General features: G+C 53.8%; 23 protein-coding genes and 1 pseudogene. 12 read left to right on the forward strand and 12 right to left on the reverse strand.

Translation table 11 applies throughout. The features are described 5' to 3' along the window. Positions 1-45: 45 nt before the first annotated feature. Genes rsmF through yebS form a run of 3 tightly spaced genes read right to left on the reverse strand, consistent with a single transcriptional unit; the run spans position 46 to position 5,451 of the window. Positions 46-1,509, reverse strand: coding sequence for a 16S rRNA (cytosine(1407)-C(5))-methyltransferase RsmF (gene rsmF / locus AC4OVS_RS08955; protein ID WP_155024598.1), 1,464 nt, complete (start codon positions 1,507-1,509; stop codon positions 46-48). Between the two features lie 56 nt (positions 1,510-1,565). Beyond that, entirely contained in the window at positions 1,566-4,199 is a 2,634-nt protein-coding gene (locus tag AC4OVS_RS08960) for a PqiB family protein (protein WP_022648460.1), read from the reverse strand. Beyond that, the gene (gene yebS, locus AC4OVS_RS08965) at positions 4,168-5,451 is read right to left on the reverse strand and encodes a membrane integrity lipid transport subunit YebS (protein WP_022648459.1); all 1,284 of its coding nucleotides are present in this window, start codon (positions 5,449-5,451) and stop codon (positions 4,168-4,170) included. The genes AC4OVS_RS08960 and yebS overlap by 32 nt, the downstream gene beginning before the upstream one ends. A 132-nt stretch (positions 5,452-5,583) precedes the next feature. On the opposite strand from yebS, the gene AC4OVS_RS08970 reads away from it, so the two are divergent. The 4 genes from AC4OVS_RS08970 to htpX all read left to right on the forward strand — a co-directional run bounded on the left by AC4OVS_RS08970 (position 5,584) and on the right by htpX (position 10,007). Beyond that, complete coding sequence (locus AC4OVS_RS08970; protein ID WP_038416256.1) at positions 5,584-6,081, forward strand: GAF domain-containing protein; 498 nt, start codon at positions 5,584-5,586, stop codon at positions 6,079-6,081. 96 nt (positions 6,082-6,177) lie between these two features. Further along, positions 6,178-6,864, forward strand: coding sequence for an RNA chaperone ProQ (proQ, locus tag AC4OVS_RS08975; RefSeq protein WP_003859895.1), 687 nt, complete (start codon positions 6,178-6,180; stop codon positions 6,862-6,864). Positions 6,865-6,883: 19 nt separating this feature from the next. Next, positions 6,884-8,932, forward strand: a complete 2,049-nt coding sequence (gene prc, locus AC4OVS_RS08980) for a carboxy terminal-processing peptidase (RefSeq protein ID WP_003859896.1) — start codon at positions 6,884-6,886, stop codon at positions 8,930-8,932. A gap of 193 nt (positions 8,933-9,125) precedes the next feature. After that, positions 9,126-10,007 carry a protease HtpX gene (gene htpX / locus AC4OVS_RS08985; RefSeq protein WP_003859899.1) on the forward strand — a complete coding sequence of 294 codons (882 nt, stop codon included), beginning with the start codon at positions 9,126-9,128 and terminating at the stop codon, positions 10,005-10,007. Positions 10,008-10,058: 51 nt separating this feature from the next. On the opposite strand, the gene AC4OVS_RS08990 is transcribed toward htpX, so the two are convergent. Then, complete coding sequence (locus AC4OVS_RS08990; protein WP_022648456.1) at positions 10,059-11,432, reverse strand: MFS transporter; 1,374 nt, start codon at positions 11,430-11,432, stop codon at positions 10,059-10,061. A 178-nt stretch (positions 11,433-11,610) separates the two neighbouring features. Between AC4OVS_RS08990 and kdgR the strand changes: the two genes are divergently transcribed. Then, the gene (kdgR, locus tag AC4OVS_RS08995) at positions 11,611-12,402 is read left to right on the forward strand and encodes a DNA-binding transcriptional regulator KdgR (protein ID WP_022648455.1); all 792 of its coding nucleotides are present in this window, start codon (positions 11,611-11,613) and stop codon (positions 12,400-12,402) included. A 63-nt stretch (positions 12,403-12,465) separates the two neighbouring features. On the opposite strand, the gene AC4OVS_RS09000 is transcribed toward kdgR, so the two are convergent. After that, the gene (locus AC4OVS_RS09000; RefSeq protein WP_022648454.1) at positions 12,466-12,705 is read right to left on the reverse strand and encodes a YobH family protein; all 240 of its coding nucleotides are present in this window, start codon (positions 12,703-12,705) and stop codon (positions 12,466-12,468) included. Between the two features lie 160 nt (positions 12,706-12,865). On the opposite strand from AC4OVS_RS09000, the gene mgrB reads away from it, so the two are divergent. The 6 genes and pseudogenes from mgrB to rlmA all read left to right on the forward strand — a co-directional run bounded on the left by mgrB (position 12,866) and on the right by rlmA (position 17,224). After that, the gene (gene mgrB / locus AC4OVS_RS09005; protein ID WP_003859906.1) at positions 12,866-13,009 is read left to right on the forward strand and encodes a PhoP/PhoQ regulatory lipoprotein MgrB; all 144 of its coding nucleotides are present in this window, start codon (positions 12,866-12,868) and stop codon (positions 13,007-13,009) included. Positions 13,010-13,083: 74 nt separating this feature from the next. Beyond that, positions 13,084-13,371, forward strand: a complete 288-nt coding sequence (locus AC4OVS_RS09010; protein ID WP_023300358.1) for a YebO family protein — start codon at positions 13,084-13,086, stop codon at positions 13,369-13,371. 669 nt (positions 13,372-14,040) lie between these two features. Next, a pseudogene (locus tag AC4OVS_RS09015) lies at positions 14,041-14,185 on the forward strand (DUF2627 domain-containing protein). A gap of 12 nt (positions 14,186-14,197) precedes the next feature. Continuing rightward, a complete protein-coding gene (gene cspE, locus AC4OVS_RS09020) occupies positions 14,198-14,407 on the forward strand; it encodes a transcription antiterminator/RNA stability regulator CspE (protein ID WP_001062678.1) in 210 nt (69 codons plus the stop codon). 216 nt (positions 14,408-14,623) lie between these two features. Further along, the gene (ftsI, locus tag AC4OVS_RS09025; RefSeq protein ID WP_491922331.1) at positions 14,624-16,369 is read left to right on the forward strand and encodes a peptidoglycan glycosyltransferase FtsI; all 1,746 of its coding nucleotides are present in this window, start codon (positions 14,624-14,626) and stop codon (positions 16,367-16,369) included. 39 nt (positions 16,370-16,408) lie between these two features. Further along, on the forward strand, positions 16,409-17,224 hold the full coding sequence (rlmA, locus tag AC4OVS_RS09030; RefSeq protein WP_491922332.1) for a 23S rRNA (guanine(745)-N(1))-methyltransferase: 816 nt from the start codon (positions 16,409-16,411) through the stop codon (positions 17,222-17,224). Here the strand turns inward: rlmA and mntP are convergent. The 5 genes from mntP to manX form a co-directional block, all read right to left on the reverse strand. Then, positions 17,221-17,787 carry a manganese efflux pump MntP gene (mntP, locus tag AC4OVS_RS09035; RefSeq protein WP_032622454.1) on the reverse strand — a complete coding sequence of 189 codons (567 nt, stop codon included), beginning with the start codon at positions 17,785-17,787 and terminating at the stop codon, positions 17,221-17,223. The two genes, rlmA and mntP, sit on opposite strands and share 4 nt — an antisense overlap. Positions 17,788-18,187: 400 nt before the next feature. Further along, complete coding sequence (locus AC4OVS_RS09040) at positions 18,188-18,646, reverse strand: DUF986 family protein (protein WP_022648449.1); 459 nt, start codon at positions 18,644-18,646, stop codon at positions 18,188-18,190. Between the two features lie 54 nt (positions 18,647-18,700). Next, positions 18,701-19,552 (reverse strand): PTS mannose transporter subunit IID, encoded by an 852-nt coding sequence (locus tag AC4OVS_RS09045; RefSeq protein WP_006810994.1) that lies wholly within the window; start codon positions 19,550-19,552, stop codon positions 18,701-18,703. Between the two features lie 12 nt (positions 19,553-19,564). Further along, positions 19,565-20,365 (reverse strand): PTS mannose transporter subunit IIC, encoded by an 801-nt coding sequence (gene manY, locus AC4OVS_RS09050; protein ID WP_022648448.1) that lies wholly within the window; start codon positions 20,363-20,365, stop codon positions 19,565-19,567. Between the two features lie 47 nt (positions 20,366-20,412). Continuing rightward, positions 20,413-21,375, reverse strand: a complete 963-nt coding sequence (gene manX, locus AC4OVS_RS09055) for a PTS mannose transporter subunit IIAB (RefSeq protein WP_022651434.1) — start codon at positions 21,373-21,375, stop codon at positions 20,413-20,415. 463 nt (positions 21,376-21,838) lie between these two features. Between manX and yoaE the strand changes: the two genes are divergently transcribed. Next, complete coding sequence (yoaE, locus tag AC4OVS_RS09060) at positions 21,839-23,398, forward strand: CNNM family cation transport protein YoaE (RefSeq protein WP_023300354.1); 1,560 nt, start codon at positions 21,839-21,841, stop codon at positions 23,396-23,398. A 6-nt stretch (positions 23,399-23,404) separates the two neighbouring features. Here yoaE and AC4OVS_RS09065 read toward each other — a convergent pair whose 3' ends face one another. Continuing rightward, positions 23,405-25,003: an EAL domain-containing protein gene (locus tag AC4OVS_RS09065; protein WP_023300353.1), complete on the reverse strand. Its 1,599-nt coding sequence runs from the start codon at positions 25,001-25,003 to the stop codon at positions 23,405-23,407. A gap of 130 nt (positions 25,004-25,133) precedes the next feature. Next, positions 25,134-26,498, reverse strand: a complete 1,365-nt coding sequence (gene sdaA / locus AC4OVS_RS09070) for an L-serine ammonia-lyase (protein WP_323633599.1) — start codon at positions 26,496-26,498, stop codon at positions 25,134-25,136. Positions 26,499-26,629 lie beyond the last annotated feature (131 nt).

Consider the following 26,629-nt stretch of genomic DNA (forward strand, 5'->3'; position numbering starts at 1 on the left):
TCCTAGACAAGGAGAGAGAAATCGCCAGTAAAAAAATGCGTTTTTTCAGTCAGTGCGGCTGTTACCGGTAAACAGGCGACCATCGCGTACCAGTTCACGCGGATAGCTATTTTTCAGCCGCGAGCCGACTTTTTTCGCCAGCCCGAGCGGATAGCCCTGATACGTCACGATGACTTCATCCTGTGACGGGCCGTCTTCCGGGTAAACGTCACGACCGCGATACCACTCTTCCGCTTCATGATGCGTCAGGGCGAAGGTGTTCTCATTGCCTGCCAGCGCAATGACCGCTTCGTGCTGCCAGCGATATCCTTTGTTGTGGATCTCCGCCAGGCGAATACCGAGGCGGGAGAAACGCACCTTACCAATCAGCGGTTCGATGTTGACCGGGAACAGCCACAGCTCTTTGTCCCGCATCCAGAGGCGCAGGCTCTCATCCCAGTGCAGTCCCACTTTGCTGGCAGCCGCTTGCGCCTGTGTCGCCTCACGGCCTTTGACCGGCGCGAACGGGAAGTTGCCGACCTTAAACTTAGGGACAGGCAGCGGATCGACGGCGCGGGTTTTACGCAGTCGTGCGACAAAGAACCCCTCGCAATCGTAAATCTGCGGGAAGACGTGCAGGAAGCCTTCAGGGGTGGCCGCGTGACTGGCCGAATCGAAGAGGGTGTCCAGCGGCAGAAACTCGACGGCATCCGCATAGCGTTGCCTGAGCCACAGGCAGACGTCCTCGTTTTCATCGCGATTCAGCGTGCAGGTGGAGTAAACCAGCGTTCCACCGGGGCGCAGGGCATGAAACGCACTGTCGATCAGTTCACGCTGCGTGGCGGCGATCTCCAGGTTGCTTTCAACGGACCAGTTTTTTAACGCATCAGGATCTTTACGCACTACGCCTTCGCCGGAGCAGGGCGCGTCGAGCAGGATGGCATCAAAAGCTTCCGGCAAGGCAGCGCCAAACACGCGACCGTCGAAGTGTGTTAACGCGACGTTGTGGATCCCGCAGCGGCTGATATTGGCGTGCAGGACTTTGACGCGGCTGGCGGAAAATTCGTTGGCGAGGATCGCGCCGCGGTTGTTCATCCGGGCGGCAATTTGCGTGGTTTTAGAGCCCGGCGCCGCCGCGACATCCATCACCCGCTCAGGCTGGTTTCCGTCGGCAAACAGCGCGGCAACCGGCAGCATGGAGCTGGCTTCCTGAATATAAAACAGCCCGCTCAGGTGCTCGGCGGTGCTGCCGAGCGGCAGGCTCTCCTCGTCATCCCGCTCGATCCAGAACCCTTCCTCACACCACGGCACCGGCGTCAGCTGCCAGCCGTAGGAGGAGACGAGATCCAGAAACGCTCCGACGCTGATTTTCAGCGTATTGACGCGAATACTTCGACGCAAAGGGCGCTGGCAGGCGGCGACGAAATCGTCGAAAGAGAGATGAGCAGGAAGCGCCTCGCGCATCTGTGCGAGGAATTGTTCAGGAAGAAATACGGAGTTTTGAGCCACGGGCACACCACAGGGAAACATTCAGGCGCGCAGTGTAACATAAAGGCTCCGGCGCGTTGACACCGGAGCCTGCGAGATTAACGCGGCAGCGCCGTTCCCCATTCGCGCCACTCTTTCGGTTCACTTTCCAGCAGCAGGAAGTGTTTTCCTGCCTGCGCCTTAGGCGCCAGAGGCGTGCCAGGCGGCGTCGCGAAGGCAATGCCGCCGCGAATGAACTGGTTAAAGGTCCCCGTTTTGACCACGCCACCGGTCAGGCCGAAGTCCAGCGAGTAGCCTGAAGCGAGCCAGAACACTGAGTTGTTGCGAACCAGATGCTGATAACGCTGGCTGATGCGCAGGCCGACCATCACGCGGTCGGACAGATTACCCAGCGTCAGGCTTGTTACTGTCCCCACTTCAATACCGCGGAACAGGACCGGCGTACCGATGCCCAGCGAACCGGCTTCCGGTACTTCAACCACAATGCTCAGACCGTCCAGATAACGGGAATCGGTGATGGTCGCCTCCTGCAACTCAAACTCACGACGCGCGTTGCCCCGACCCGGTTCAACGTTAATGTACGGCTGAAGTATGGTGTCGAGATGCTCAACCCCTGCGGCAGAAATTTGCGGCGTAACCACCGAGAAGCGCGAGCCTGCCCGGGCGAACGTCTGTACATATTCCGGATAAAGCACGGCGGTAGCCTGAACTTCATTGCGCGCGGTGATCAGCGTCAGCTTCTGAACCTGCCCGATATCAATTCCGAGATAGCGGATAGGCATGCCTTCTGCCAGTTTACCGGCATCAAAGGTGTGCAGGGTAATCTGTCCCCCGACGGCGCGCGCCGCGGTTTCAGACGGGAAGAGGATCCGCTTGTCACCTTTACGCATGTTGCCGCCCGCGCCGCTCAGGTTATCGAAGCTGATCGCACCGCGCAGGGCACGGGAGAGGGGAGACGCCTGTACGGTCAGCCCGTTGCCATTGAGCTGCACTTTCGCGCCGCCTTCAGCCCAGAACACGCTGTTTGGCGTGAGCAGCTTGCGATACTCCGGCTTGATATGCAGTTCGATATCAAACGCGTCCGCACGAGGACGAACGGTGATCACTTCTCCGACCTCAAACTTACGATAAAGCACGACGGAACCTGCCTGGACATCCGGCAGCGTTTCAGCGCTTAAGGTCAGCGTGGTGGTCGGCAGGTCGCCGAGGCTGTTTTCAATGGCTTTGTCCAGATTGGCGAACAGTGGATAGCTCTCACGCAGCGCGCCTTTGCTGCCCGGCAGAATGCGGATCCCGCCGTTAACCCACTCGCTGGCGCTGGCGCCGAGGAACTCAACGCCGTCCAGACCCACCTTCACGTCGACCCGGCTGTTCACCACAAATTTACTGTCGCCGTGCACAAGGTTGCCGTACTGCGGATCGATGGCGGCGGAGAAGGAGACCCCTTTTTCCGTCAGCTTTCTTTCCAGAACCTGACCCACCTGCACACCGTGCAGGATTAGCGGTTGACCGGCTTCGATACCATAGCTTTCCGGCGCATTCAGCTTAACCGTCAACACGCCCGGTTTTTGCAGCAGAGCTTTATCCGCCGGCGCGATGACAAAGTTTTTATTCGGCGCACCTTCACCGGGGATCAGCTCAAAGGTGCTTCCCGTCAGCAGGGAACTGATGCTGGCGTCGCTGAGGGAGAGCTTCGGATTACGCAGCTCGATGCGTGTTTTTTCCCGCAGGAGGTCCACAACGCTCGGATCCACCGTCATTTCGCCGGTAACGGAGCCGCCCGCGTTGAGGGTTAATTTTGTCAGTTGCCCGACCTCTAAACCCTGGTACATCAGCGGGGTCGAACCGGCTTTCAGGCCTTTGGCATCCGGCAGGGTCAACTTGACGATGACACCGCGCTGGCTGTGTGCCAGGTCGGCGTACAGACCAAAGGTATCCTCTGCGGCGGCAGGGCTGGAGTCAGCAGGTGAGTCGAAGGCGATAGCGCCATTCACCAGCGCCGCCAGGCTCTCAAGCTTCACTTTCGCACCGCTTAAGCTCAGGTCAGCATCGACGCCGGAGACGTTCCAGAAGCGGCTGCCTTTTTTTACCAGGTTGGTAAAACGGCGATCGATCAGTACATCAATGGTCACGCCATCTTTGTTCGGGTTAATGGCGTAGTCGTAAACGCGGCCAACCGGAATTTTGCGGAAATAGACCAGAGAACCACTGTTCAGCGAGCCCAAATCCGGCGCGCGGAGGTGGATCATCAGATCGCCGTTATTCAGCCGATATTTCGGCTGGGTATCCAGCGCAACAAAGTGATCCTGTGGCTCACCTTTGCCAGGCATCATGCCGATATAGTTACCGCCCACAAGCGCATCCAGCCCGGAAACGCCGGCCAGGGAGGCTTTAGGCGTGACCAGCCAGAACTGCGTTTCGGCGCGCAGGGCATCCTGCATGTCAGACTTAATGCTCGCCCGGACCTGGATTTTGTTCAGCCCTTTGCCGAGGGAAATATCCTGCACGGTACCCACTTCCACCCCCTGGAAGCGAACGGGGGTACGTCCGGCGACAATGCCGTCCGCAGACTGGAAATCAATCGTGATGGTACTTCCGCGATCTTCATAGCTCGTCCAGATAAGCCAGCCTGCGATCATCAGCGCGATGACAGGCAGCAACCAGAATGGCGAAATGCGGCGTTTTGTTTTAATTCTCGCTTCAGTCGGCGAAGCGGGCGTTTCCTGACTCATGTGCGTCCCAAAGTAAGCGGCTGTCCAGCCATTCCACTGCAAGAATAGTCAATATCACCGCAGAGCCGAAATAAAAAGCTGCGGGTCCCATGGTAAAAGCAAGTAACTGATCGCGATTGATGAGCGACATCATCAGCGAAATCACGAACAGATCCAACATCGACCAGCGACCAATCCAGGTCACGAATCGCAGAAGCAGGATGCGGGTGCGTAGTCCTTGTTCGCATTTAAAGTGAATGCTGATAAGTAGCGTAAACATCACCACCACTTTGGTAAAGGGCACCAGAATACTGGCGATGAACACAATGGCGGCAACCCCCACGTTACTGTGCGCCAGAGAGATAATCCCCGAAAGGATAGTATCTTCCTGTCGGGCGCCGTTCACATAAATTACGGAGATCGGCAGCATATTGGCCGGGAATAAAAATATCAGTGAGGCGATAAGCGCCGCCCAGCATTTTTGCAGGCTGTTGTTGCGCCGCAATCTTAACGGAATGTGGCAGCGAGGACACCTCCCGCGTTTATCCGGAAAACCGGTGTAATGGCACCCCAGGCAGACGCGCAGGTTTTCATCAGGCCGGGTCGCGGGACGCTGAGGGTAAAATCGCTCCCAAAGCTGTTCAACATTCAGATGAATCAGGGTCAAAATACTCAGCAGGACCAGTGAAATAAACGCAAAAAGGCCAATGCCGGGTTGTAAAAACGCATAATCCTGCACCTTAATGGAGGCCACGCCGACGCCCACCAGATAGATGTCCAGCATCACCCACTCCTTGAGCTTTTCCAGCATGAGCAGGACAGGGCGCAGGTTCATCCCCAGAATGTTGCCAAACCACAGGTAGGCAATTGCCGCGACCAGCACCAGCGGTGCGCCGACGACGCAGAACAGCACCATAGCGCCGGTGAGCGGATCGCCCTCGCGCGTCATCTGCCAGATCCCCTGCAATACGTTAGCGTCAATACGCACGCCAAGCAGGTAGAGCTTTAACAGCGGCTCGGTCCAGGCGAACGGCATCAGCAGCAGCATGGTAACCGCCATTGCCGCCAGACGCGTCAATGACCAGTCCCGGCCATCGCGAATTTTGGCATCGCAGCAAGGGCAAAAAGCACTTTGGTGCGATTTCATCTTCGGCAACATAAAAAGCGTATCGCACTGGGGACAACGCTGATAATGTGCACGAGGCAGAGCCTGGCTTACCGTACGGACAACGATCTTTCTTGTCGGCGTAATTTGGGGTGTTTTTAGGGCCATCAGTCGCACACAGATAAGTATTGTTGAAAGTTATAATAACTCATGAACGGATTCATCTTGAGCATGAGCGCATTTAATGCTTATTTTAATAGGCTATGCGGTAATTATGTAAGATAACTAAGTGATTGAATAATGAACAAAACAGAATTCTACGCGGATCTGAATCGCGATTTTAAGGCATTAATGGCAGGGGAAACCAGTTTCTTAGCCACTCTGGCAAATACCAGTGCGTTACTGTACGAACGCCTTTCTGACGTGAACTGGGCGGGCTTTTATCTGCTGGAAGGCGACACGCTGGTGCTGGGGCCTTTCCAGGGGAAACTCGCCTGCGTACGCATCCCGGTAGGTCGCGGCGTGTGCGGTACCGCAGTGGCGACCCGTCAGGTTCAGCGTGTCGAAGATGTTCATGCGTTTGACGGCCACATTGCCTGCGATGCCAGCAGCAATTCTGAAATCGTACTGCCGCTGGTGGTTAAAAATCAGATTATTGGCGTTCTGGATATCGACAGCACGGTCTTCAGCCGCTTTACTGCCGAGGATGAGCAGGGGCTGCGCGCGTTGGCCGCAAACCTGGAAAATGTTCTGGCAGAGACCGATTATCATAAATTCTTTGCGAGCGTCGCAGGATAATCAACGGATAACGTAGCATTTACTGATAGCGTCATTATAATGTCGCCTGTTCATGCCTGCGCTTGTTGGCAACGTCCGTTGTAATCAGGAAATTTCATGGAAAATCAACCTAAGTTGAATAGCAGTAAAGAAGTTATCGCATTTCTGGCCGAGCGTTTCCCGCAGTGCTTCAGCGCTGAAGGTGAAGCGCGTCCTCTGAAAGTCGGTATCTTTCAGGATCTGGTCGCGCGCGTTGAGGGGGAGATGAACCTCAGCAAAACGCAGCTTCGTTCTGCCTTGCGCCTTTATACCTCGAGCTGGCGTTACCTGTACGGTATCAAGCCGGGTGCGACCCGTGTCGACCTTGACGGCAACCCGTGTGGTGAGCTGGACGAGCAGCACGTAGAACATGCGCGTAAGCAGCTTGAAGAAGCCAAAGCTCGCGTTCAGGCACAGCGTGCTGAACAGCAGGCCAAAAAACGCGAAGCCGCAGCGGCAAACGGTCAGGAAGACGCCCCTCGTCGCGAGCGTAAACCGCGTCCGGCACCGCGTCGTACTGAAAATAACGATCGCAAACCGCGTGCTGACAAACCAGCAGCTAAAGCCCCACGTGCGCCGCGCGAAGAGCCGCGCCACACCCCAGTTTCGGACATCAACGCCCTGAGCGTAGGTCAGTCTCTGAAGGTTAAAGCGGGTAACAATGCGATGGATGCCACCGTACTGGAAATCACCAAAGATGGCGTTCGTGTACAGCTGACTTCTGGTATGTCAATGATTGTACGCGCAGAACACTTGTTGTTCTGAAACGGAGGCCGAGCCTGGCATGAACACTTTTTTTAAGCTCACCGCGCTGGCTGGCCTGTTTGCTATAACAGGCCACGCTTTCGCTGTGGACGATATTACGCGTGTTGATCAAATTCCGGTTCTTAAGGAAGAAACTCAGCACGCGACGGTGAGTGAGCGCGTGACGTCGCGCTTTACTCGTTCGCACTATCGTCAGTTCGATCTCGATCAGGCCTTTTCGGCCAAAATCTTTGACCGTTATCTGAACTTGCTGGATTACAGCCATAACGTACTGCTGGCCAGCGATGTCGAACAGTTCGCTAAACGCAAATCCGAAGTGGGTGATGAGCTGCGCTCCGGAAAGCTGGATCTTTTCTACGATCTGTACAACTTATCGCAAAAGCGCCGTTTTGAGCGTTATCAATACGCGCTGAAAGTGCTGGAACGTCCGATGGACTTCACCGGCAACGACACCTTTAATCTGGACCGCAGCAAAGCGCCATGGCCGAAAGATGAGGCTGAACTGAATGCGCTGTGGGACGGAAAAGTCAAATATGACGAACTGAGCCTCAAGCTCACAGGCAAAGACGAGAAAGAGATCCGTGAGACGTTAAACCGTCGCTACAAATTCGCAATTCGTCGTCTGGCGCAGACCAACAGTGAAGATGTTTTCTCGCTGGCGATGACCGCGTTTGCGCACGAAATTGATCCGCACACTAATTATCTCTCTCCACGTAACACCGAACAGTTCAATACCGAAATGAGCCTGTCTCTGGAAGGTATCGGTGCTGTGCTTCAGATGGATGATGACTACACCGTTATCAACTCCATGGTGGCCGGTGGCCCTGCGTCGAAAAGCAAAGCGATCAGCGTAGGCGACCGTATTGTCGGTGTAGGACAAACCGGAAAGAGCATGGTGGACGTGATTGGCTGGCGACTTGATGACGTAGTTGCGCTGATCAAAGGGCCGAAGGGCAGCAAAGTTCGCCTGGAGATCCTGCCTGCCGGAAAGGGGACCAAAACCCGTATCGTTACTCTGACCCGTGAGCGTATCCGTCTGGAAGATCGCGCGGTGAAAATGTCGGTGAAAACCGTGGGTAAAGAGAAGGTTGGCGTTCTGGATATCCCTGGCTTCTACGTTGGCCTGACCGATGATGTAAAAGTGCAGCTCCAGAAGCTTGAAAAGCAGAATGTCAGCAGTGTGATCATCGACCTGCGCAGCAACGGCGGCGGGGCATTGACCGAGGCCGTCTCGCTCTCCGGGCTGTTTATCCCGTCTGGCCCGGTGGTTCAGGTGCGCGATAACAACGGTAAAGTGCGTGAAGATGCCGATACCGATGGCGTGGTCTACTATAAGGGTCCGCTGGTGGTGCTGGTCGATCGCTTCAGCGCCTCTGCATCGGAAATCTTCGCTGCTGCCATGCAGGATTACGGCCGGGCGTTAATCGTCGGCGAACCGACGTTTGGCAAGGGCACCGTTCAGCAGTACCGCTCTCTGAACCGTATTTACGACCAGATGCTGCGTCCTGAATGGCCGGCGCTGGGCTCAGTACAGTACACCATTCAGAAGTTTTACCGTGTTAACGGCGGCAGTACGCAGCGCAAAGGCGTGACGCCGGACATCATGATGCCGACAGGTACCGAAGAGACGGAAACGGGCGAGAAGTTTGAAGATAACGCGCTGCCGTGGGATAGCATTGATGCCGCGACATTCGTGAAATCGGGTGATATGAAACAGTTCGGTCCGGAACTGCTGAAAAATCACAACGACCGCATCGGGAAGGATCCGGAATTCCAGTACATCATGAAGGACATCGCGCGTTTCAACGCTCTGAAAGCGAAACGGAACATTGTCTCTCTGAACTACGCCCAGCGTGAGAAAGAGAACAATGAAGATGACGCGACACGTCTGGCGCGTATCAACGATCGCTTCAAACGTGAAGGCAAGCCTCTGCTCAAAAAACTGGACGATCTGCCTAAGGATTACCAGGAGCCCGATCCGTATCTGGACGAGACGGTGCATATCGCGCTTGATCTCGCGAAGCTGGAAAAAGAGAAACCTGCCGTACAACCTGCTCCGACAAAATAATCCCCCAACAGGCACAAGAAATTGTGCCTGTTTCTTTTTGTTCCTCATCCTTCCGTCAGGCAGATTTCCAATTGTGTAAAGTTGTGTCTTTCTGGTGACTTACGCCGTCTGGATGCTTGAAAATAGCCGCAATACCCATACGATGTGGGTAATCGCATAGTGCGTTTTGTTAAACTGAGGTTAAAAGAATATTATGATGCGAATCGCGCTCTTCCTGCTCACCAACCTGGCGGTGATGGTGGTATTCGGGCTGGTGCTAAGCCTGACGGGAATTCAGTCGAGCAGCGTTCAGGGTCTGTTGATTATGGCGCTGCTGTTTGGTTTCGGCGGCTCTTTCATTTCACTGCTGATGTCGAAGTGGATGGCACTGAAATCCGTGGGCGGTGAAGTTATTGAGCAGCCGCGTAACGATATGGAACAGTGGTTGATGAGCACGGTTGCTCAGCAGTCAAAGCAGGCGGGCATAGCCATGCCGCAGGTGGCGATCTACCACGCGCCGGATATCAACGCGTTTGCTACCGGTGCGCGTCGTGACGCGTCCCTGGTGGCCGTCAGTACCGGTCTGCTGCAAAACATGAGCCGTGACGAAGCGGAAGCGGTTATTGCTCACGAGATCAGCCACATCGCTAACGGCGATATGGTCACCATGACCTTGATCCAGGGCGTGGTGAACACCTTCGTTATCTTTATTTCCCGTATTCTGGCGCAGATTGCTGCCGGATTTATGGGTGGCAACCGTGATGAGGGTGAAGAGAGCAACGGTAACCCGCTGATCTATTTTGCTGTTTCAATGGTGCTGGAGCTGGTGTTCGGTATCCTGGCAAGCATCATTACCATGTGGTTCTCCCGTCATCGTGAGTTCCACGCGGATGCCGGTTCTGCGAAACTGGTGGGTCGTGAGAAGATGATTGCTGCGCTGCAACGTCTGAAAACCAGCTACGAGCCGCAGGAAGCAAACAGCATGATGGCCTTCTGCATCAATGGTAAATCAAAGTCGCTGAGCGAGCTGTTTATGTCACACCCGCCGCTGGATAAACGTATTGAAGCGCTGCGAAGCGGCGAATACCTGAAATAATACCCGCCGGATGAAAAAAAACCGGGCAGGAGACAATCTCCGCCCGGTTTTTTATGCCTGCGCCTTTGGCTGGGTCACACGAAGGCCGCTAATGATAGCCGCGAGGGTCGCCAGTGTCCCTGCGGTAATCAGCGCAACGTGTGTCGCATTTTGCCCGGCAAGGTTAAACATCAACGCCACCATTGCGGCCCCGGTGCTTTGCCCTAATAGTCTTGCCGTACCCAGCATCCCGCTGGCGCCACCGCTGCGATGACGTGGGGCAGAGGTGATAATTGTGTGGTTGTTAGGTGACTGGAACAGACCAAAACCTGCCCCGCACAGGATCATGCGCCAGATAATATCCAGATCCCCCGGCGAGGAGGGCAGGAGCGACAGCGCAAACAGTCCTGCTGCCATGACGATCAGCCCGATAGCCCCCAGCAGTCCGGCATGAACGCGCTCAATAAGGTACCCGGCCAGCGGGGCCATCACCATGGTTGCCAAAGGCCAGGGCGTGAGCAGCAAGCCTGTTTCCACTTCCGAACGGCCAAGCACGCTCTGCAAAAAGAATGGCAGCGCAACCAGCGCCAGCATCTGGGCGCAGAACGAGCAAATGGAGGTACAAATTGATAGCGAAAACAGCGGAATACGCAGCAAATCGACCGGCAGTAACGGCACGGGCAGCGCCAGCTGGCGTCGTACAAAGAAAAAGCCGATGATAAGCAGGGCAACGATTTCTGCGGCAATGAGCGACAAAGACTGTCCCTGCGCAAATCCGCTCAGCGCAGTAATCAGCAGGCCAAAGGTCAGCGCGTTCATCACAGCGCTGGGCAGGTCAAAACGTGGCATGGTGTTTTTCGGACCATTTTCCGGAAGATAGCGCAGGGCGAAGAAGATCGCCACAATGCCCAGCGGCACGTTAATGGCAAACAGCCACTGCCACGAGGCAACGGACAGAATGGCGGCGGCAATCGTCGGCCCGGCGGCGGACGACACGGCCACAATAAAGGAGTTAATGCCCATGCCGCGCCCCAGATGGCGATGAGGATAGATAAGCCGTATCAGGGCCGTGTTCACGCTCATTAGCGCCGCACCGCCAAAACCCTGTGCGATACGCGCAAGCGTAAGGGTGTGCAGTGAATCGGAAAGGGCACAGAAGAGCGAGGTGAGAGTAAAGACCACCAGCCCGCACTGATAAACCCGGCGATAACCAAACATATCGCCCAGGAAAGAGAGTGACAAAAGGGAAATCACAATCGCTATCTGGTACGCGTTCACAATCCAGATGGAGCTTGCCGGAGAAGCATTAAGGTCTTTGGCAATGGTAGGAAGAGCCACATTGGCAATCGCACCGTCAAGGACAGCCATCGAAATGCCGATGACAATAGTGGCTATTGCCCCGTACCGCTGTGGTAAGGGCAGGCCATCAGAAACGTTTTTTTGCATGGGAAAAGAATGACTCAGTGTGAAATTATTTTCAGAGTAACTATTTTAGCATCGTTATTTCGGTTTTATGTCGCAGATTTGTAACGAAGTAAACCCAGATAGATTGCAGCGCGCATCACACGAATTTATAATAAAAACCGGTTCTGATTTTTATAAAACACTCTCCATGAGGTGATAAATGGCAATCGCAGATTTGGATAAGCAGCCAGATTCTGTTTCTTCCGTGCTGAAGGTGTTTGGCATCTTGCAGGCGCTCGGAGAAGAGCGTGAAATTGGTATTACAGAGTTGTCGCAGCGTGTGATGATGTCGAAAAGCACCGTTTATCGCTTTTTGCAGACGATGAAATCATTGGGTTATGTCGCGCAGGAAGGAGAATCAGAAAAATATTCTCTGACCCTGAAACTGTTTGAATTGGGCGCCCGCGCCTTGCAGAACGTGGATCTGATCCGCAGCGCTGACATTCAGATGCGTGAACTTTCGCGGTTGACGAAAGAGACCATTCACCTCGGCGCACTGGATGAAGACAGCATCGTTTACATCCACAAAATTGACTCCATGTACAACCTGCGCATGTATTCACGCATCGGTCGTCGTAACCCGCTGTACAGTACCGCAATTGGTAAAGTCCTGCTGGCCTGGCGCGATCGTGAAGAGGTTAAGCAAATCCTTGACGGTGTGGAATACAAACGCAGCACCGATCGCACGATTACCAGTACGGATGAACTACTGAGCGTGCTGGATAAAGTGCGTGAGCAGGGTTATGGGGAAGATAACGAAGAGCAGGAAGAAGGGTTGCGCTGCATCGGTGTGCCGGTGTTTGACCGCTTCGGCGTTGTCATTGCGGGACTGAGCATCTCTTTCCCAACGCTGCGTTTCTCCGAAGAGCGTCTTCATGAGTATGTGGCAATTCTGCATACCGCAGCGCGCAAAATTTCAGAGCAGATGGGCTATAACGAATACCCGTTCTGATCAATGCCTCCAATAAAAACGCCGCACTCTTGCGGCGTTTTTGTAAGCGAAATTTAGCTCTGATTAGCCGTTATCCACCACAACAGATGATTTACGCAGCACAGGACAGTTGGTTAACCCGATGATCCCGCTGTCGGAATGGATGTACTGAGCCGTGCTTACCCCCTGGGCGGTGAGATATTTACACTGAATACCCAAACCCGCGGCATTCTCTTTGCTTCCCATTAATACGCCATACCCACTTAACAGCAGGCCGATCCACACAAGTGCCAGTACAATTATCGTACGAACGAGTAAACGCATCGATGCCTCTTTTTTCTTTGTTGTCATGGAGTAAGCGTAACGGGTTTACGCAGTGAAACAAGTGCACGATTCCGAAAAGCGTCTGTTGAAGGTACAGTTAGCCCCTGTTTAAGATAGCCGTGATAACCTGGCTACATCAGGTCATAAGACGGAGTGTGGAGTGAAAAAAATACGCTGGGTAATTCTGATTATAGTGCTGATAGCATGCGTGGTGCTGTGGACGCAGACTATCAATGTGATGTGCGATCAGGATGTACAGTTCTTTAGCGGCATTTGTTCAATCAATAAATTTATCCCCTGGTAGTGGCTATTTTTGCACTGAGCGATGTCCTTACGTGGCTGCAGTGGTAAAATGACTGTTTTTACTGAGGTGGTGAAATGGGTGAGTTAATGAATTCGGGGCTGCTGAGCATTGCATCCCTGGTAATGTCTTTAGTGGTGCTGGTTGTTGGACTGGTGCTGTGGTTCTTCGTTAATCGCGCCAGCTCCCGCACAAACGAGCAGATTGAGCTGCTGGAAGCATTGCTCGATCAGCAGAAACGGCAGACTGCGTTGCTGCGTCGTCTGTGCGAAGCCAACGAGCCGGAGGAGAAAGCGGTGCCGAAGGAAGCTGATGCTCAAAAACAAGACGAGGAAGAGTTCATTCGCCTGGTGGCCGAACGATAGTCTGCCCGGAACGGGGAGGTGGCCTGACGTACGGCGTAAATCTCCTCCCTTATCAAATGTAACCCATAACATCCCAACATATAATTAAGCAGCAGTTAACTACTGTTTCAGTATACTGAAAACTGGCGAATATTTATCCTTATACAAGTCATACCGTTTCGTTGAATAAATTGTGAGCTTTAACTTTCCTGAAGTGTTTTATTTTTATCGAAACGTTTTGCTTGCCTTGTTTTGAGGCAGAGTCATAAAAATTTCATTATTTTGGTGCAGAATAACGCTTATTAAATGGTGGATTTTAATACAGTTAGCAAAATGTATTTAACATCGTTTATTCACTGTCACACTCTGGTGCATTGCGATGTTTTCAGCATAACTTTTCACAAAATGTTCTAACTCAGTCATTCCTTTAAAGAAATTCAGGGATTGGGATGGACGCTTTGAAATGATTGAGCTATGTTTAAAAAGTCTTTGATTACAGGGCGCGTCAGCGCACTCTGTGGGCGGTGAGGTCAGGTGGCGCTTCATTTGACAATTCGCATAACTGTGCAGATTGTTATGGAGTAACCCCTGAATTTGTGCGGCGGATCGAGACACGTTTAAAAATGGCTTGCCATATTAAACGTTGTGTGTGATAACACGTTTTGGGTCAAACGAGGTACAGTTCTGTTTATGTGTGGCATTTTCAGTAAAGAAGTCCTGAGTAAACACGTTGTCGTTGAATACCGCTTCTCTGCCGAACCTTATATTAGTGCCTCAAGCAGTAATGTCTCAGTTTTATCTATGTTAAAGCCTGCGGGCTAAGAAAACACTCTAAGGAATTTTGCAAATGGCAAAGATTAAAGGTCAAGTTAAGTGGTTCAACGAGTCTAAAGGTTTTGGTTTCATTACTCCTGCTGACGGCAGCAAAGACGTGTTCGTACACTTCTCTGCAATCCAGGGTAACGGCTTCAAAACTCTGGCTGAAGGCCAGAACGTTGAGTTCGAAATTCAGGACGGCCAGAAAGGCCCAGCTGCGGTTAACGTAACTGCTATCTGATCGAATCACTGCTGACTGAAGCGCTTGGCGCTTCGATCTCAGACATAAGCCTCGCCGATGCGGGGCTTTTTTATTCACTTATTTTTCAAAATGTTACGTATTCCTCCTCTGTTATTATCTTGTTGCAAACCCGCGAGATTATTAGCATTGTTTTCCCGCCTTATTATCCCTTTTTCCCGTTAAATCAGGGCGTTGATTAACAGCCCTGGGGTTAAAGTGAAAAAAAAGACAATAACGGCCAACGGAAACTTTACACCGGCACGTTTTGCACTTCTGTGTCTCGCCATCTTTTGTAGCCTTGCTTTTCTGTTAGGCCGCGTGGCATGGCTACAAATTATCAAACCGGATAATCTGGTGAAGCAGGAGGATATGCGTTCCCTGCGCGAAGTGGCGATAGACGCCCCACGTGGGATGATTGTTGACCGTGAAGGGCGTCCCCTTGCGGTAAGCGTACCTGTCCAAGCCGTCTGGGCCGATCCCAAAACTGTGCTTGATAAAGGGGGGATCGGCTTTGATTCGCGCTGGCAGGCCCTGGCAAATGCTTTACACCTTTCTCTGAGCACGCTCGCATCGCGAATAAACAGCAATCCGCACGGGCGATTCATTTATCTAGCTCGTCAGGTTGATCCCTCCCAGGCAAAGTGGATTGATAAGCTGCGTCTTCCCGGTATCAACCTACGCGATGAGTCCCGTCGCTTTTATCCTGCCGGACACGTGGCGGCAAACCTGATTGGCTTCACTAATATTGATGGTCAGGGTATTGAGGGCGTCGAGAAAAGCTTTAACACGCAGCTCACCGGGAAGGCAGGCGTGCGGCTGGTCAGGAAAGATCGATACGGGCATGTGGTTGAGAACCTCACGGAGGTGGCGCCCGTACCGGCACATAATATCCAGCTTAGTATCGATGAACGCCTGCAAACTATCACCGAAGACGCGCTGGATAATGCCGTGGCGTGGAATAAAGCCGAGTCAGGCGCGTCGGTGCTGATTAATATCCAGACGGGCGAAATTCTGGCGATGGCGAGCTTCCCTGACTTCAACCCCAACAATCGGGAAGGGGCAACGCTGGATGACTTTCGTAATCGCGCGATCAGCGACACCTTTGAACCGGGTTCGACCGTTAAGCCTCTGGTGCTGATGACGGCGCTACAGCAGGGGCTGGTGCAGCCTGACAGCGTGATAGACACGCATCCCTACACCATTGATGGTCATCGTATTCGCGATGTGGGCTACTACCCCGAGCTGACCATGACCGGGATCCTGCAAAAATCCAGCGACACGGGCGTATCCCGTCTTTCTCTCGCGATGCCCGTGCAACGGTTACTTGATACCTATAAAAACTTTGGTTTTGGCGAGAGTACCGGGCTTGGCTTAACGGGAGAAAGCTCAGGTTTACTGCCGCAGCGAAAATTCTGGAGTCAGTTAGACAGGGCGACCTTTGCCTTTGGGTATGGCCTGATGGTTACCCCCCTTCAACTGGCGCATGTGTATGCCACCATCGGTAGCTATGGCATTGAACGGCCTCTGTCCATCACCCGTATCGATCCCCCCGTGATTGGCAAACGGGTGATGCCCGGGGAGATTGTTCACGAGGTGGAACACATGATGGAGAGCGTCGCGTTACCCGGCGGTGGCGGGATCAAAGCGGCGGTGCGTAACTATCGTGTGGCGATTAAAACCGGGACGGCCAAAAAAATCGATGAACACGGTAACTATGTGGATAAATACGTCGCCTACACAGCAGGCGTTGCGCCCGCCAGCGATCCCCGTTTTGCACTGGTGGTGGTGATCAACGATCCGAAAAACGGAGCCTACTACGGCGGGGCCGTTTCCGCGCCCGTGTTCAGCGAAATTATGGGTAACGTCTTGCGCCTGGAAAACGTGAAGCCAGACGGGCTGCCAGCAGATTCTGACCATCTGATCGTGATGCGTCACCCAGCCGTTTATAACCCTGGCGAATAGCGGTACACTTCGCCTTTTGGTTTTCGCCCTGGAGCTGTCATGTCTTTCAGTTGTCCCCTTTGCCACGCGCCGCTGACGCGCGCGGAGAAAACGTTTATCTGTCCACTGGGACATCAGTTTGACCGGGCTAAAGAGGGCTATGTCAATCTTCTGCCGGTACAGCACAAGCGCTCCCGGGATCCGGGTGACAGCGCGGAGATGATGCAGGCGCGCCGGGCGTTTCTTGACGCCGGACACTATCAACCGCTCAGGGATGCCGTTGTCGACTTACTCCGTCAATATCTGACAGAAGGCGCATCCGCCATGCTGGATATCGGCTGCGGTGAGGGCTACTACACCGCCACGTTTGCTGACGTCGCGGCTGGGAAGGGCGCCGAAACTTACGGGCTGGACGTGTCGAAAGTGGCTATCCGTGCAGCAGCAAAACGCTACTCAGCGGTAACGTTCTGCGTGGCCTCCAGCCACCGCCTGCCGTTTGAGGAAGCGAGTATGGACGCCGTAGTGCGTATCTATGCCCCGTGCAAGGCAGAGGAGCTGGCGCGCGTCGTTAAGCCCGGCGGGTGGGTTATCACCGTTACGCCGGGACCGCGTCATCTGCTGGAGCTAAAAGGGCTGATCTATGATGAAGTTCACCTGCATGCGCCGCACTCTGAACAGCTGACGGGCTTCGCGTTAAAGCAGGCGCAGTCAGTGGCGTATGAGATGACGTTGCAGGGAAGTGAAGCGGTGGCGTTACTGCAAATGACGCCGTTTGCGTGGCGGGCAAAACCAGAGGTGTGGGAAACGCTGGCAGCACAGACAGAATTTCGCTGCCAGACGGATTTCAGCATCCATTGCTGGCAGCGCGAAGATTAACCCGCGAAGTGTGCCCAGAGTATTTGGGCACCAATTCCGATCAACACGATACCGCCCAGAATTTCGGCGCGTTTGCCTAACAGCGGGCCAATGAACCGCCCCACCATCATCCCCAGCGTTGACATAATCAGCGTGGCGCAGCCAATCGCCAGCGCGGTGGCGATAATATTGACCTGCAAAAACGCCAGACCGACACCGACGGCCATTGCGTCCAGGCTGGTTGCGATAGCGGTTGTCACCAGAAGCCAGAAGCCGTGGCGTTGCAGCGGCGCATCATCTTCATCGCTGTTGCCACGAAAACCTTCAATTACCATGCGTCCGCCGAGGAACACCAGCAGCACGAAGGCGATCCAGTGGTTCCACTCCAGCACAAACTGGCTGGCGAGCATCCCCAGACCCCAGCCAATAAGCGGCGTCAGCGTTTCGATTGCGCCAAAGATGAGACCGGTGCGCAGGGCTTCGGAAAATTTAGGTTTATGGAGGGTGGCACCTTTACCGATAGAGGCGGCAAATGCGTCCATGGACATGCCAAAAGCCAGAAGGATCGTAGCGGAGATATTCATAAGTGCGTCCAGACCGGGGATATCCATATGACACATCACTGCCCCCAGTAAACAGCAGTTGATGTATCTATGGTCTCGCCTGATCGCTTTTGGCACAGTAAGTGTGCTGAAAACGATCCGTACGCGCCACGTTTTGCAACGAGTATGTTGACACGTACATTTCCCGCAGGCAGGAAATCGGCTACTCCCCAACGACGGGCGCAACCTTAACATATTTTGAGAATATAAAACAACAACGAAGATGGCTTTATATAGCCACTATATTGATAACGATTTTCATTTAGGTTTATGCGTGAAAGTATCGTTAATAAATATAAGTTAATTCGCAGGGGAGATATAGCATCGGCTATATTGCTGGTTTGAGAATAATACAATACATAGCCGATGCTATAAAATTAATTCATTGAGTTTTAAGGAGTAATTTGTAGATTTTTTCCAGGTCGTCAATATTTTTGACCCGAATGAGCAGGCGGCGTTGTTCTAATTGCATCACCAGAACTCCGTCTTCGGATAAATTCATCTCTTTAATGCGGTTATATTCTATCCAGACATTGGCGAAGAAGAATCCGTGTTTTTTAAAAATGAGTTTTGGCGAGCGGATCCAGAACAGGTAAATCGCCATTAATGCCAGCGCACATAATAACCATGTGGTTAATATTGCGCCGTGGCTGGTCACATTATTGTAAATCAGGATGACTACCAGACCGGCGAAGATAAACGCATCAATGCGCCCACGGCGTAAGAGGGGAAGGGTCAGCAGCGTCTCGCCGTGGCGGCGAGGCATAATGAACTCGTCATAGATCGCGTAAGCCAGAAGGGCAACAATAAATAAAACCAGTACGGTGTCCGTGACAGTCATTCATCCTCCAGATAAAAAGACCGGGGGCAAGCCCCCGGTCGGTAACGCATTTTATTACAGACCCAGCAGGCCGACGGCGTAGCCCGCGATACCGATGACGAAGAAGCCAACGATGATCCAAAGCGGGTTCACTTTCTTACGCAGCAGCCACATACAGGCGAAGGTTAACAGCAGCGGTACCAGGCCAGGCATCAGCTGGTCCAGAATGGTCTGCACGGTGGTGACGCGCGTCTGACCATCCTGACCGGTGATCGTCGATACCACCAGCGGGATGTTCACGTGCGTCCACTTGTTAACCAAAGCCCCCATTACAAACAGGCCGAGGATTGACGCCCCCTCAGTCAGTTTTTGCAGGAAGCCGCCGCCCATATCCTTAACGATATCCACCCCTTTACGGTAACCGTATGCCACGCCGTAGTAGCGGGTCAGCAGACGCACCGCGTTGAACAGGATAAAGAACAGCAGGGGACCAAGCAGACTGCCGCTCATGGCGATCCCGGCGCCCAGTGCCGCAAAGACCGGACGCACGGTACCCCAGAAGATCGGGTCGCCCACGCCTGCCAGCGGCCCCATCAGACCGACTTTAATACCGTTGATAGCACCATCGTCGATCTCAGCCCCGTTTGCACGCTGCTCTTCCATCGCCAGCGTTACGCCCAGAACAGGCGCCGCTACGTAAGGGTGAGTGTTGAAGAATTCCAGGTGACGCTTAATTGCCTGACGGCGTGCTTCGTTGTTTTCCGGATACAGGCGTTTGATTGCCGGCACCATGGAGAAGCAGAAGCCGAGCGCCTGCATACGTTCGAAGTTCCATGAACCCTGAAACAGGTTAGAACGGATGAACACGCCACGAATATCACCCGGAGTGAGTTTTTTCTCAGTGGTAGTTTTTGTCATATCAACCATTTCGCTCACCTGTTAGTCCAGTTCGTTATCGAGATCGTTGTTACCAGCAGCCTGCGCAGGGGCACCCGCGACACGGTTGTATTTCGGGCTGAGCTGGATATAAAGAATCGCCATCACCGCACCAATCACACCCAGCGCAACCAGGTTGAAGTTGGTGAATGCAGCGGTAACGAAGCCAAGGTAGAAGAACGGCATCAGATAGCCTGCGCGCATCATGTTGATGACCATCGCGTAACCTACGACCACAATCATACCGCCCGCGATATTCAGACCGCCGGTGACCACTTCTGGTATGGCGTTCAGCATACTTTGAACTTCACTGGTCCCAACGGAAATCGCCACGATAACGGCCGGAATAGCGATACGCATCGCCTGCAGGAACAAGGACGAGACGTGGATCCAGGAGAGCGCTGTCAGGTTGCCGTTATCGGCCGCCTTATCCGCCGCGTGCTGGAAGGCAACGGTGATGGTACGAACAATGATGGTCAGCACCTGGCCTGCCGCGGCCAGTGGAATGGCCAGCGCGATACCGGCACCGATACTCTGATGACCGGCGATGACCAGAACGGTCGAAATAATGGACGCCAGCGCGGCATCTGGCGCAACTGCCGCACCGATGTTCATCCAGCCGAGGGCGATCATTTCCAGGGTACCACCGATGATGATACCGGTTTTCATGTCACCGAGAACGGCGCCAATCAACGTACAGGCCACCAGAGGGCGGTGGAACTGAAATTCATCAAGTACGGACTCCATACCCGCAATACACGCGACGATGAACACCAGCACAATCTGAAGAGTAGTAATCTCCATTGCACTTCTCCTATTACATAAGCTCTATATGAAAAACCGGCCCGGGCTTATTTCCCCACTTTGCCGATCAAATCCATCATTTTCAGTTTCTGATCCGTGGAAACCTTACGGGCTTCCAGCTCGATACCGCGTGCATTCAGCTTGTTGAAGGCCTCGATATCTTTCGCATCCACTGAAATCGCGTTGTTGACCTGCGTTTTGCCCTGACGGAAAGCCATACCGCCAATGTTAACGGAGGTGATTTTCACGCCGCCTTCAACAATGCGTTCAACGTCTGTCGGGTTGGTGAACAGAAGCATCACGCGTTCGCCCGCATATTTCGGGTTGTTGTAAACGCGGATCATTTTGGCGACATCCACGACGTGCGCGGTGACGCCCGGCGGTGCAACCTGGGTAAGAAGGGTTTTACGGACAGTGTCGGCGGCCACTTCGTCACTGACCACGATGATGCGTTGTACGTTGGTCTCTTTGGTCCAGCGCGTCGCCACCTGGCCGTGGATCAGACGGTCATCAATACGCGCAAGGCCGATAACCATGTAATCGTTCGGACCCATTGGCTTCGCCGGTGCCGCGGCTTTTGGTGCAGCAGGGGCAGGGGCAGGTTTTTCAACCGGCTGTGCTTTCAGCGCCTTCACGCCTTCGCGACCGGTTTCCACCGCCAGCGCCACCAGCTCGTCAAAGCCTGGGTTGTCGTCACGCGCCATGAAGGTTTCCACCAACATTGGGATATTTACCCCGGCGACGACTTCATAATGCTCTTTATCGACGACAATGCGGCTGGCAGCGTTGAACGGGCTGCCGCCCCATGTATCCACGAGAAACAGCACGCCTTTGCTGGTATCCAGCTTCTCAAGCTGAGCAGTGTACTTTTCAATCAGCGTCTCGGCGTTTTCACCGGGAACGAAATCGATCCAGCCGACGTTTTCCTGCTCGCCCAACAGCATTTCTGCCGTTTTGAGTAACTGCTCCGCAGCCCAACCATGTGTGCCTATGACAATAGCAATGGTCACTTGCTACCTCCTATTATTATCATTTATACGTCTGCCAGGCAGGCGTACTGAGAATCGTATTGGCGAACCGAATCGATTCAGATAAGGGTTAGAGTTCTAAAAAACCAAGACTTCCGCGAATTATTTTAGATAGTGAAAAAATAATTTATGTGATGAAGATCCGTAATTTAGCTACGCCTTACAGATTTTTCTGTAAGATAAACCACGTGTGTTACAGAAGTTTGCAAAGGAACGTAAATCTTTGCTAAAAACCCATTGTCTCTGATATGTTTAGCGTCCGTTTAATTATTCAGGAGTATAGGGCTACAGCCCACTATATGGACCGTCACCGACGTCAGTCATCTTCCAGGCCATCCCGCGCCTTATTCACCGGCGACCATCGCCACGCATCGACCCCCATTCCCTTTGAAATGCCCGAAATTAGCGGGGCACCGTTTTGTCATTCCTTTAGCAGGAGCGTGTCATGGAATTCTTAATGGACCCGTCAATCTGGGTAGGCTTGCTGACGCTGGTCGTACTGGAGATCGTTCTCGGTATTGATAACCTGGTGTTTATTGCCATCCTTGCGGATAAGCTGCCGCCGAAACAGCGTGATAAAGCCCGTCTGATCGGCCTCTCGCTGGCGCTGATCATGCGACTGGGCCTGCTGTCCGTGATCTCGTGGATGGTTACGCTGACTAAGCCTCTGTTCACCGTCATGGATTTCACCTTCTCCGGCCGTGATTTAATCATGCTGGTGGGGGGGCTTTTCCTGCTGTTCAAAGCTACAACAGAGCTGCATGAACGGCTGGAGAACCGGCAGCATGATGATGGTCACGGTAAGGGGTATGCCAGCTTCTGGGTGGTAGTCCTGCAGATTGTGGTGCTTGATGCGGTCTTCTCACTGGATGCGGTGATTACAGCGGTTGGCATGGTGAACCATCTGCCGGTGATGATGGCGGCGGTTGTGATTGCGATGGCGGTAATGCTGCTGGCGTCGAAACCGCTGACGCGTTTCGTCAACCAACATCCGACGGTCGTCGTGCTGTGTCTCAGTTTCCTGTTGATGATTGGTCTGAGCCTGGTGGCAGAAGGTTTTGGTTTCCATATACCGAAAGGCTACCTGTACGCCGCGATTGGCTTCTCGATTCTGATCGAGCTGTTTAACCAGATTGCGCGCCGTAACTTCATTAAGCAGCAGTCGAATCAGCCGCTGCGCGCGCGTACCGCCGATGCGATCCTGCGCCTGATGGGCGGGCGTCGTCAGGTGAACGTGCAGGCGGATAACGAGAACCGCAACCCGGTTCCGGTGCCGGAAGGCGCGTTTGTGGAAGAAGAACGCTACATGATCAACGGCGTGCTTTCGCTGGCCTCCCGCTCCCTGCGCGGCATTATGACGCCGCGCGGTGAAATCAGCTGGGTGGACGCCAACCTGAGCGTCGACGAAATTCGCCAGCAGCTGCTCTCCTCGCCGCACAGCCTGTTCCCGGTCTGTCGGGGCGAGCTGGATGAGATCATCGGTGTGGTGCGCGCGAAAGAGATGCTCGTGGCGCTGGAAGAGGGCGTCAACGTCGAGGCCGTAGCGGCCGCGTCGCCTGCCATCGTGGTGCCGGAGACGCTGGATCCGATTAACCTGCTGGGCGTGTTGCGTCGTGCTCGCGGGAGCTTTGTTATCGTCACCAACGAATTTGGTGTGGTACAAGGTCTGGTAACGCCGCTGGACGTGCTGGAAGCCATTGCCGGTGAATTCCCTGATGCGGATGAAACGCCAGAAATCGTTGCCGACGGTGACGGCTGGCTGGTGAAAGGCACCACCGACCTGCACGCGCTCTCGCACACGCTGGGCGTCGAAAACGTGGTCAATGACGATGAAGACATCGCCACGGTAGCGGGGCTGGTGATTGCCGTTAACGGGCAGATCCCGCGTATCGGTGATGTGCTTGAGCTGCCGCCGCTGCAAATTACCATCGTTGAAGCCAACGACTATCGCGTTGATATGGTTCGTATTGTTAAAGAGCACTCTGTACACGACGAAGAAGAGTAACGCTATCTAGCGTAACGGCAATAAAGGCACGATGTGTCCGTTGTGACGGGCTGGCGGAGGGTTACTTTCCGCCAGCCATTTCGGAAACTCCCGCAGCGGCATCGGCCGCGCATACAAGTACCCCTGTAAAATATGTACGCTGTGGCGGCGCAAATAGCGTGACTGCTCCTCGGTTTCAACCCCTTCTGCAACCAGTTCAATATTCAACCTCTGGCCCAGCGCAATAATAATATCCGTTACCGTTGAGTTCACGGCGTCGGTGCCGATCGCGGTGGTGAAGGATTTATCAATTTTCAGCACGTCCGGGTGAAGTTTTTCAAGCCACGAAAGAGAACTATTGCCCGTACCAAAATCATCAATCGCAAGCTTCACCCCTTTGCGATGCAGCTCCCGCACGATGCGGTAATCCACATCGAGCAACGCATCGCGTTCGGTTAACTCTACAATCAACTTTTGAACAGGGTTCGCCTTAAACCAGATGCGGTTGAGATCCCGGATCAGCGCAGCGCGGCGAAAATGGCTGGCGGCCACGTTGATGCCAATATGGAAATCCCGTGAGGCCGGGAAAAAGCCTATCTGCCGCACCGTTTCGCTGATGACGTAGCGGGTAAGCGGAACAATCAGGCTATGTTCTTCAGCCAGGGGGATAAAGACATCGGGAGAAATCCAGCCCTGACGCGGGTTGTTCCAGCGCAGGAGGATCTCGACGCCAACGCATTCCCGGGTGCGGGCGTTTACCAGCGGCTGGCAGAAGAGTTCAAACTCCCGGGCAGCAATCCCCATATTAATTTCCCAGGTGAAACTTATGCGTCGCGCCGTGGCAAGCCAGGCGATATAGCCCATCAGTAAACTGAGCATCAACGCCAGCGGTAGCTGGGTGGGCAGATTTTTCAATGCCATTTGGCCTGCCCCCGGGCCGCTGACCGTGACGCTGAAAGGGTAGTGCTGTGAAGACTGTTCCAGCAGGGAGGCGTGTTCATCGAAGGTCGGCGTATTCGTCACCTGCTGCCCGTCGCGGAGAAAATTATCGCCTACTCTCAGGACCACGTCGGTGATTTGTGGCCGCTGTGGCTCCAGAATCATTTTGGTGATGAGATCGATATTCACTACCTCCATCAACCCGTCACTGCCGTCGCCCGCAAGGGGTGACCACTGAATCAGTACCGGACTGCCCTTTAACAGCCACCGATCGGTCAACAAGATCAGCCTGGGTTCACTGGACGGAAGCATCGGCTCAATGTCACTGACGGGCATATTTCGGCTGCCAAATACGCTCGAGCAATACAGTATTCCGTCTTTGACGAGGGCGATGGAGCGCACGGTCTGGAGGATCGCCGCCTGTTTTCGCAGAATCGGATTCGCTTCAGCGCAGGGCATATCAACCAGAAAACGTAGAGTTTCACGCTGGGTTTCTAACGCAAGAAGCACCTTATCAAGCGCACGCACTGTGTGGTGAGTAAAGTCGTGGATCCGATCCTGATTAATGTTGCGCTGTGAAATAAAGCGAATGCCCAGCGTCAGGACGAGCGTAACGAGCGCAACCGTAACACAGACGATAACGCGTTTTCGGCGATAGTCTTTAATGATCGTTTGTGCAGTTTGCATGAACGGTCGCCTGATAAGCACCGGCCGGAAAAGCCAGACGCAACAGTGACAGTGTAGTGGGGAATACGTGAAGCGACGAGAGGCGGTGGGAAAATTCGCCCATCTGTTGCAGATGGGCGAAAAGGAAGGTTTAGTCGCACTGCACCTTAATGGCCAGACCGCCGCGCGAAGTCTCACGGTACTTCGCGTTCATGTCCTTGCCGGTTTCGTACATGGTTTCAATAACCTTATCCAGTGACACGCGTGGCTCGCTGGTACGGCGCATCGCCATACGCGAGGCGTTGATCGCTTTGACGGAGGCGATGGCGTTACGCTCAATGCACGGTACCTGCACCTGGCCGGCAACCGGGTCACAGGTCAGACCGAGGTTGTGCTCCATGCCGATTTCCGCCGCCACGCACACCTGCTCAGGGCTTGCGCCCAGCAGTTCCGCCAGACCGGCCGCCGCCATAGAGCAGGCCACGCCCACTTCACCCTGACAGCCTACTTCGGCACCGGAGATGGAGGCATTCATCTTGTACAGCGCGCCGATAGCGCCTGCCGCGAGGAAATAACGGATATAGATCTCCGGTGTCACGGGCTCAATAAAGTGATCGTAGTAGGCCAGCACCGCCGGAACGATACCGCACGCGCCGTTGGTTGGCGCCGTCACCACGCGACCACCCGCTGCGTTCTCTTCGTTAACCGCCAGCGCAAACATGTTCACCCAGTCAACCACATTCATCGGATCATTGGAGAATTTGTCGGTGGTGACCAGCATACGGCGAAGCGCAGAGGCACGACGCGGCACACGCAGTGGCCCAGGCAGAACCCCCTCGGTGTTCATCCCGCGGTCAATACAGGCGCGCATGGTTTGCCACACGTTAGCAAAATAGTCTTCGATCTCTTTCTTGCTGTGCAGCGCCAGTTCGTTGTGCATCACCATGCCGGAGAGGGAGAGACCGGTCTCTTTGCAATAGGCCAACATCTCGGTGGCAGATTTAAACGGATAGGGCACATTCACATCGCCCGCGCTCTCTTTGCCAAAGTGTTCTTCGTCAACGATAAAGCCGCCGCCGATGGAGTAGTAGGTTTTACTGTAGATCTCTTTTTCGCCGCTCCAGGCGTGGATGGTCATACCGTTTTCATGCAGCGGCAGGTTGTCGCTACGAAAACGCATCCCGTCATCCTGCGGGAAGTCCACTTCGTGCTGACCGTTAGCCAGTAGCAGACGACCGCGCGTTTCCACGTCGCGGATAAATGCCGGAATGGCATCAATATCAACTGTGTCCGGCATATTGCCCGCCAGACCCATAATAATGGCGATATCGGTGTGGTGGCCTTTACCCGTTAATGACAGTGAACCGTAAACGTCTACGGCGACTCGGGTAACGCTTTCCAGTAATCCTTTTTCGACCAGATCATCGACGAACTGTTTACCGGCCTTCATCGGCCCTACAGTGTGGGAAGATGATGGACCAATCCCCACTTTGAACATGTCGAATATACTAATCACTTTCACACTCCTGACAGGGTTACTGGGGTTCCAGTAACGATGTTATAACTGCGCATAGTGTAAGAGGGAACACTAACCTCGGCTTAACTATTCACATGAATTAAACTAATGGTTAACGATGGTTTAGCTAA

Source organism: Enterobacter sp. 4974935, from assembly GCF_058661735.1.

Excerpts from the sequence above, each read along its gene's own strand:
- yoaE (WP_023300354.1), top strand. The coding sequence starts at position 21,839 with ATGGAATTCTTAATGGACCCGTCAATCTGGGTAGGCTTGCTGACGCTG.
- AC4OVS_RS09040 (WP_022648449.1), bottom strand. The coding sequence starts at position 18,646 with ATGACTGTCACGGACACCGTACTGGTTTTATTTATTGTTGCCCTTCTG.
- AC4OVS_RS09010 (WP_023300358.1), top strand. The coding sequence starts at position 13,084 with ATGGGTGAGTTAATGAATTCGGGGCTGCTGAGCATTGCATCCCTGGTA.
- mntP (WP_032622454.1), bottom strand. The coding sequence starts at position 17,787 with ATGAATATCTCCGCTACGATCCTTCTGGCTTTTGGCATGTCCATGGAC.
- kdgR (WP_022648455.1), top strand. The coding sequence starts at position 11,611 with ATGGCAATCGCAGATTTGGATAAGCAGCCAGATTCTGTTTCTTCCGTG.
- htpX (WP_003859899.1), top strand. The coding sequence starts at position 9,126 with ATGATGCGAATCGCGCTCTTCCTGCTCACCAACCTGGCGGTGATGGTG.
- AC4OVS_RS08990 (WP_022648456.1), bottom strand. The coding sequence starts at position 11,432 with ATGCAAAAAAACGTTTCTGATGGCCTGCCCTTACCACAGCGGTACGGG.
- AC4OVS_RS09065 (WP_023300353.1), bottom strand. The coding sequence starts at position 25,003 with ATGCAAACTGCACAAACGATCATTAAAGACTATCGCCGAAAACGCGTT.
- AC4OVS_RS09000 (WP_022648454.1), bottom strand. The coding sequence starts at position 12,705 with ATGCGTTTACTCGTTCGTACGATAATTGTACTGGCACTTGTGTGGATC.
- manY (WP_022648448.1), bottom strand. The coding sequence starts at position 20,365 with ATGGAGATTACTACTCTTCAGATTGTGCTGGTGTTCATCGTCGCGTGT.
- cspE (WP_001062678.1), top strand. The coding sequence starts at position 14,198 with ATGGCAAAGATTAAAGGTCAAGTTAAGTGGTTCAACGAGTCTAAAGGT.
- rlmA (WP_491922332.1), top strand. The coding sequence starts at position 16,409 with ATGTCTTTCAGTTGTCCCCTTTGCCACGCGCCGCTGACGCGCGCGGAG.
- proQ (WP_003859895.1), top strand. The coding sequence starts at position 6,178 with ATGGAAAATCAACCTAAGTTGAATAGCAGTAAAGAAGTTATCGCATTT.
- AC4OVS_RS08960 (WP_022648460.1), bottom strand. The coding sequence starts at position 4,199 with ATGAGTCAGGAAACGCCCGCTTCGCCGACTGAAGCGAGAATTAAAACA.
- prc (WP_003859896.1), top strand. The coding sequence starts at position 6,884 with ATGAACACTTTTTTTAAGCTCACCGCGCTGGCTGGCCTGTTTGCTATA.
- rsmF (WP_155024598.1), bottom strand. The coding sequence starts at position 1,509 with ATGTTTCCCTGTGGTGTGCCCGTGGCTCAAAACTCCGTATTTCTTCCT.
- AC4OVS_RS09045 (WP_006810994.1), bottom strand. The coding sequence starts at position 19,552 with ATGGTTGATATGACAAAAACTACCACTGAGAAAAAACTCACTCCGGGT.
- AC4OVS_RS08970 (WP_038416256.1), top strand. The coding sequence starts at position 5,584 with ATGAACAAAACAGAATTCTACGCGGATCTGAATCGCGATTTTAAGGCA.
- yebS (WP_022648459.1), bottom strand. The coding sequence starts at position 5,451 with ATGGCCCTAAAAACACCCCAAATTACGCCGACAAGAAAGATCGTTGTC.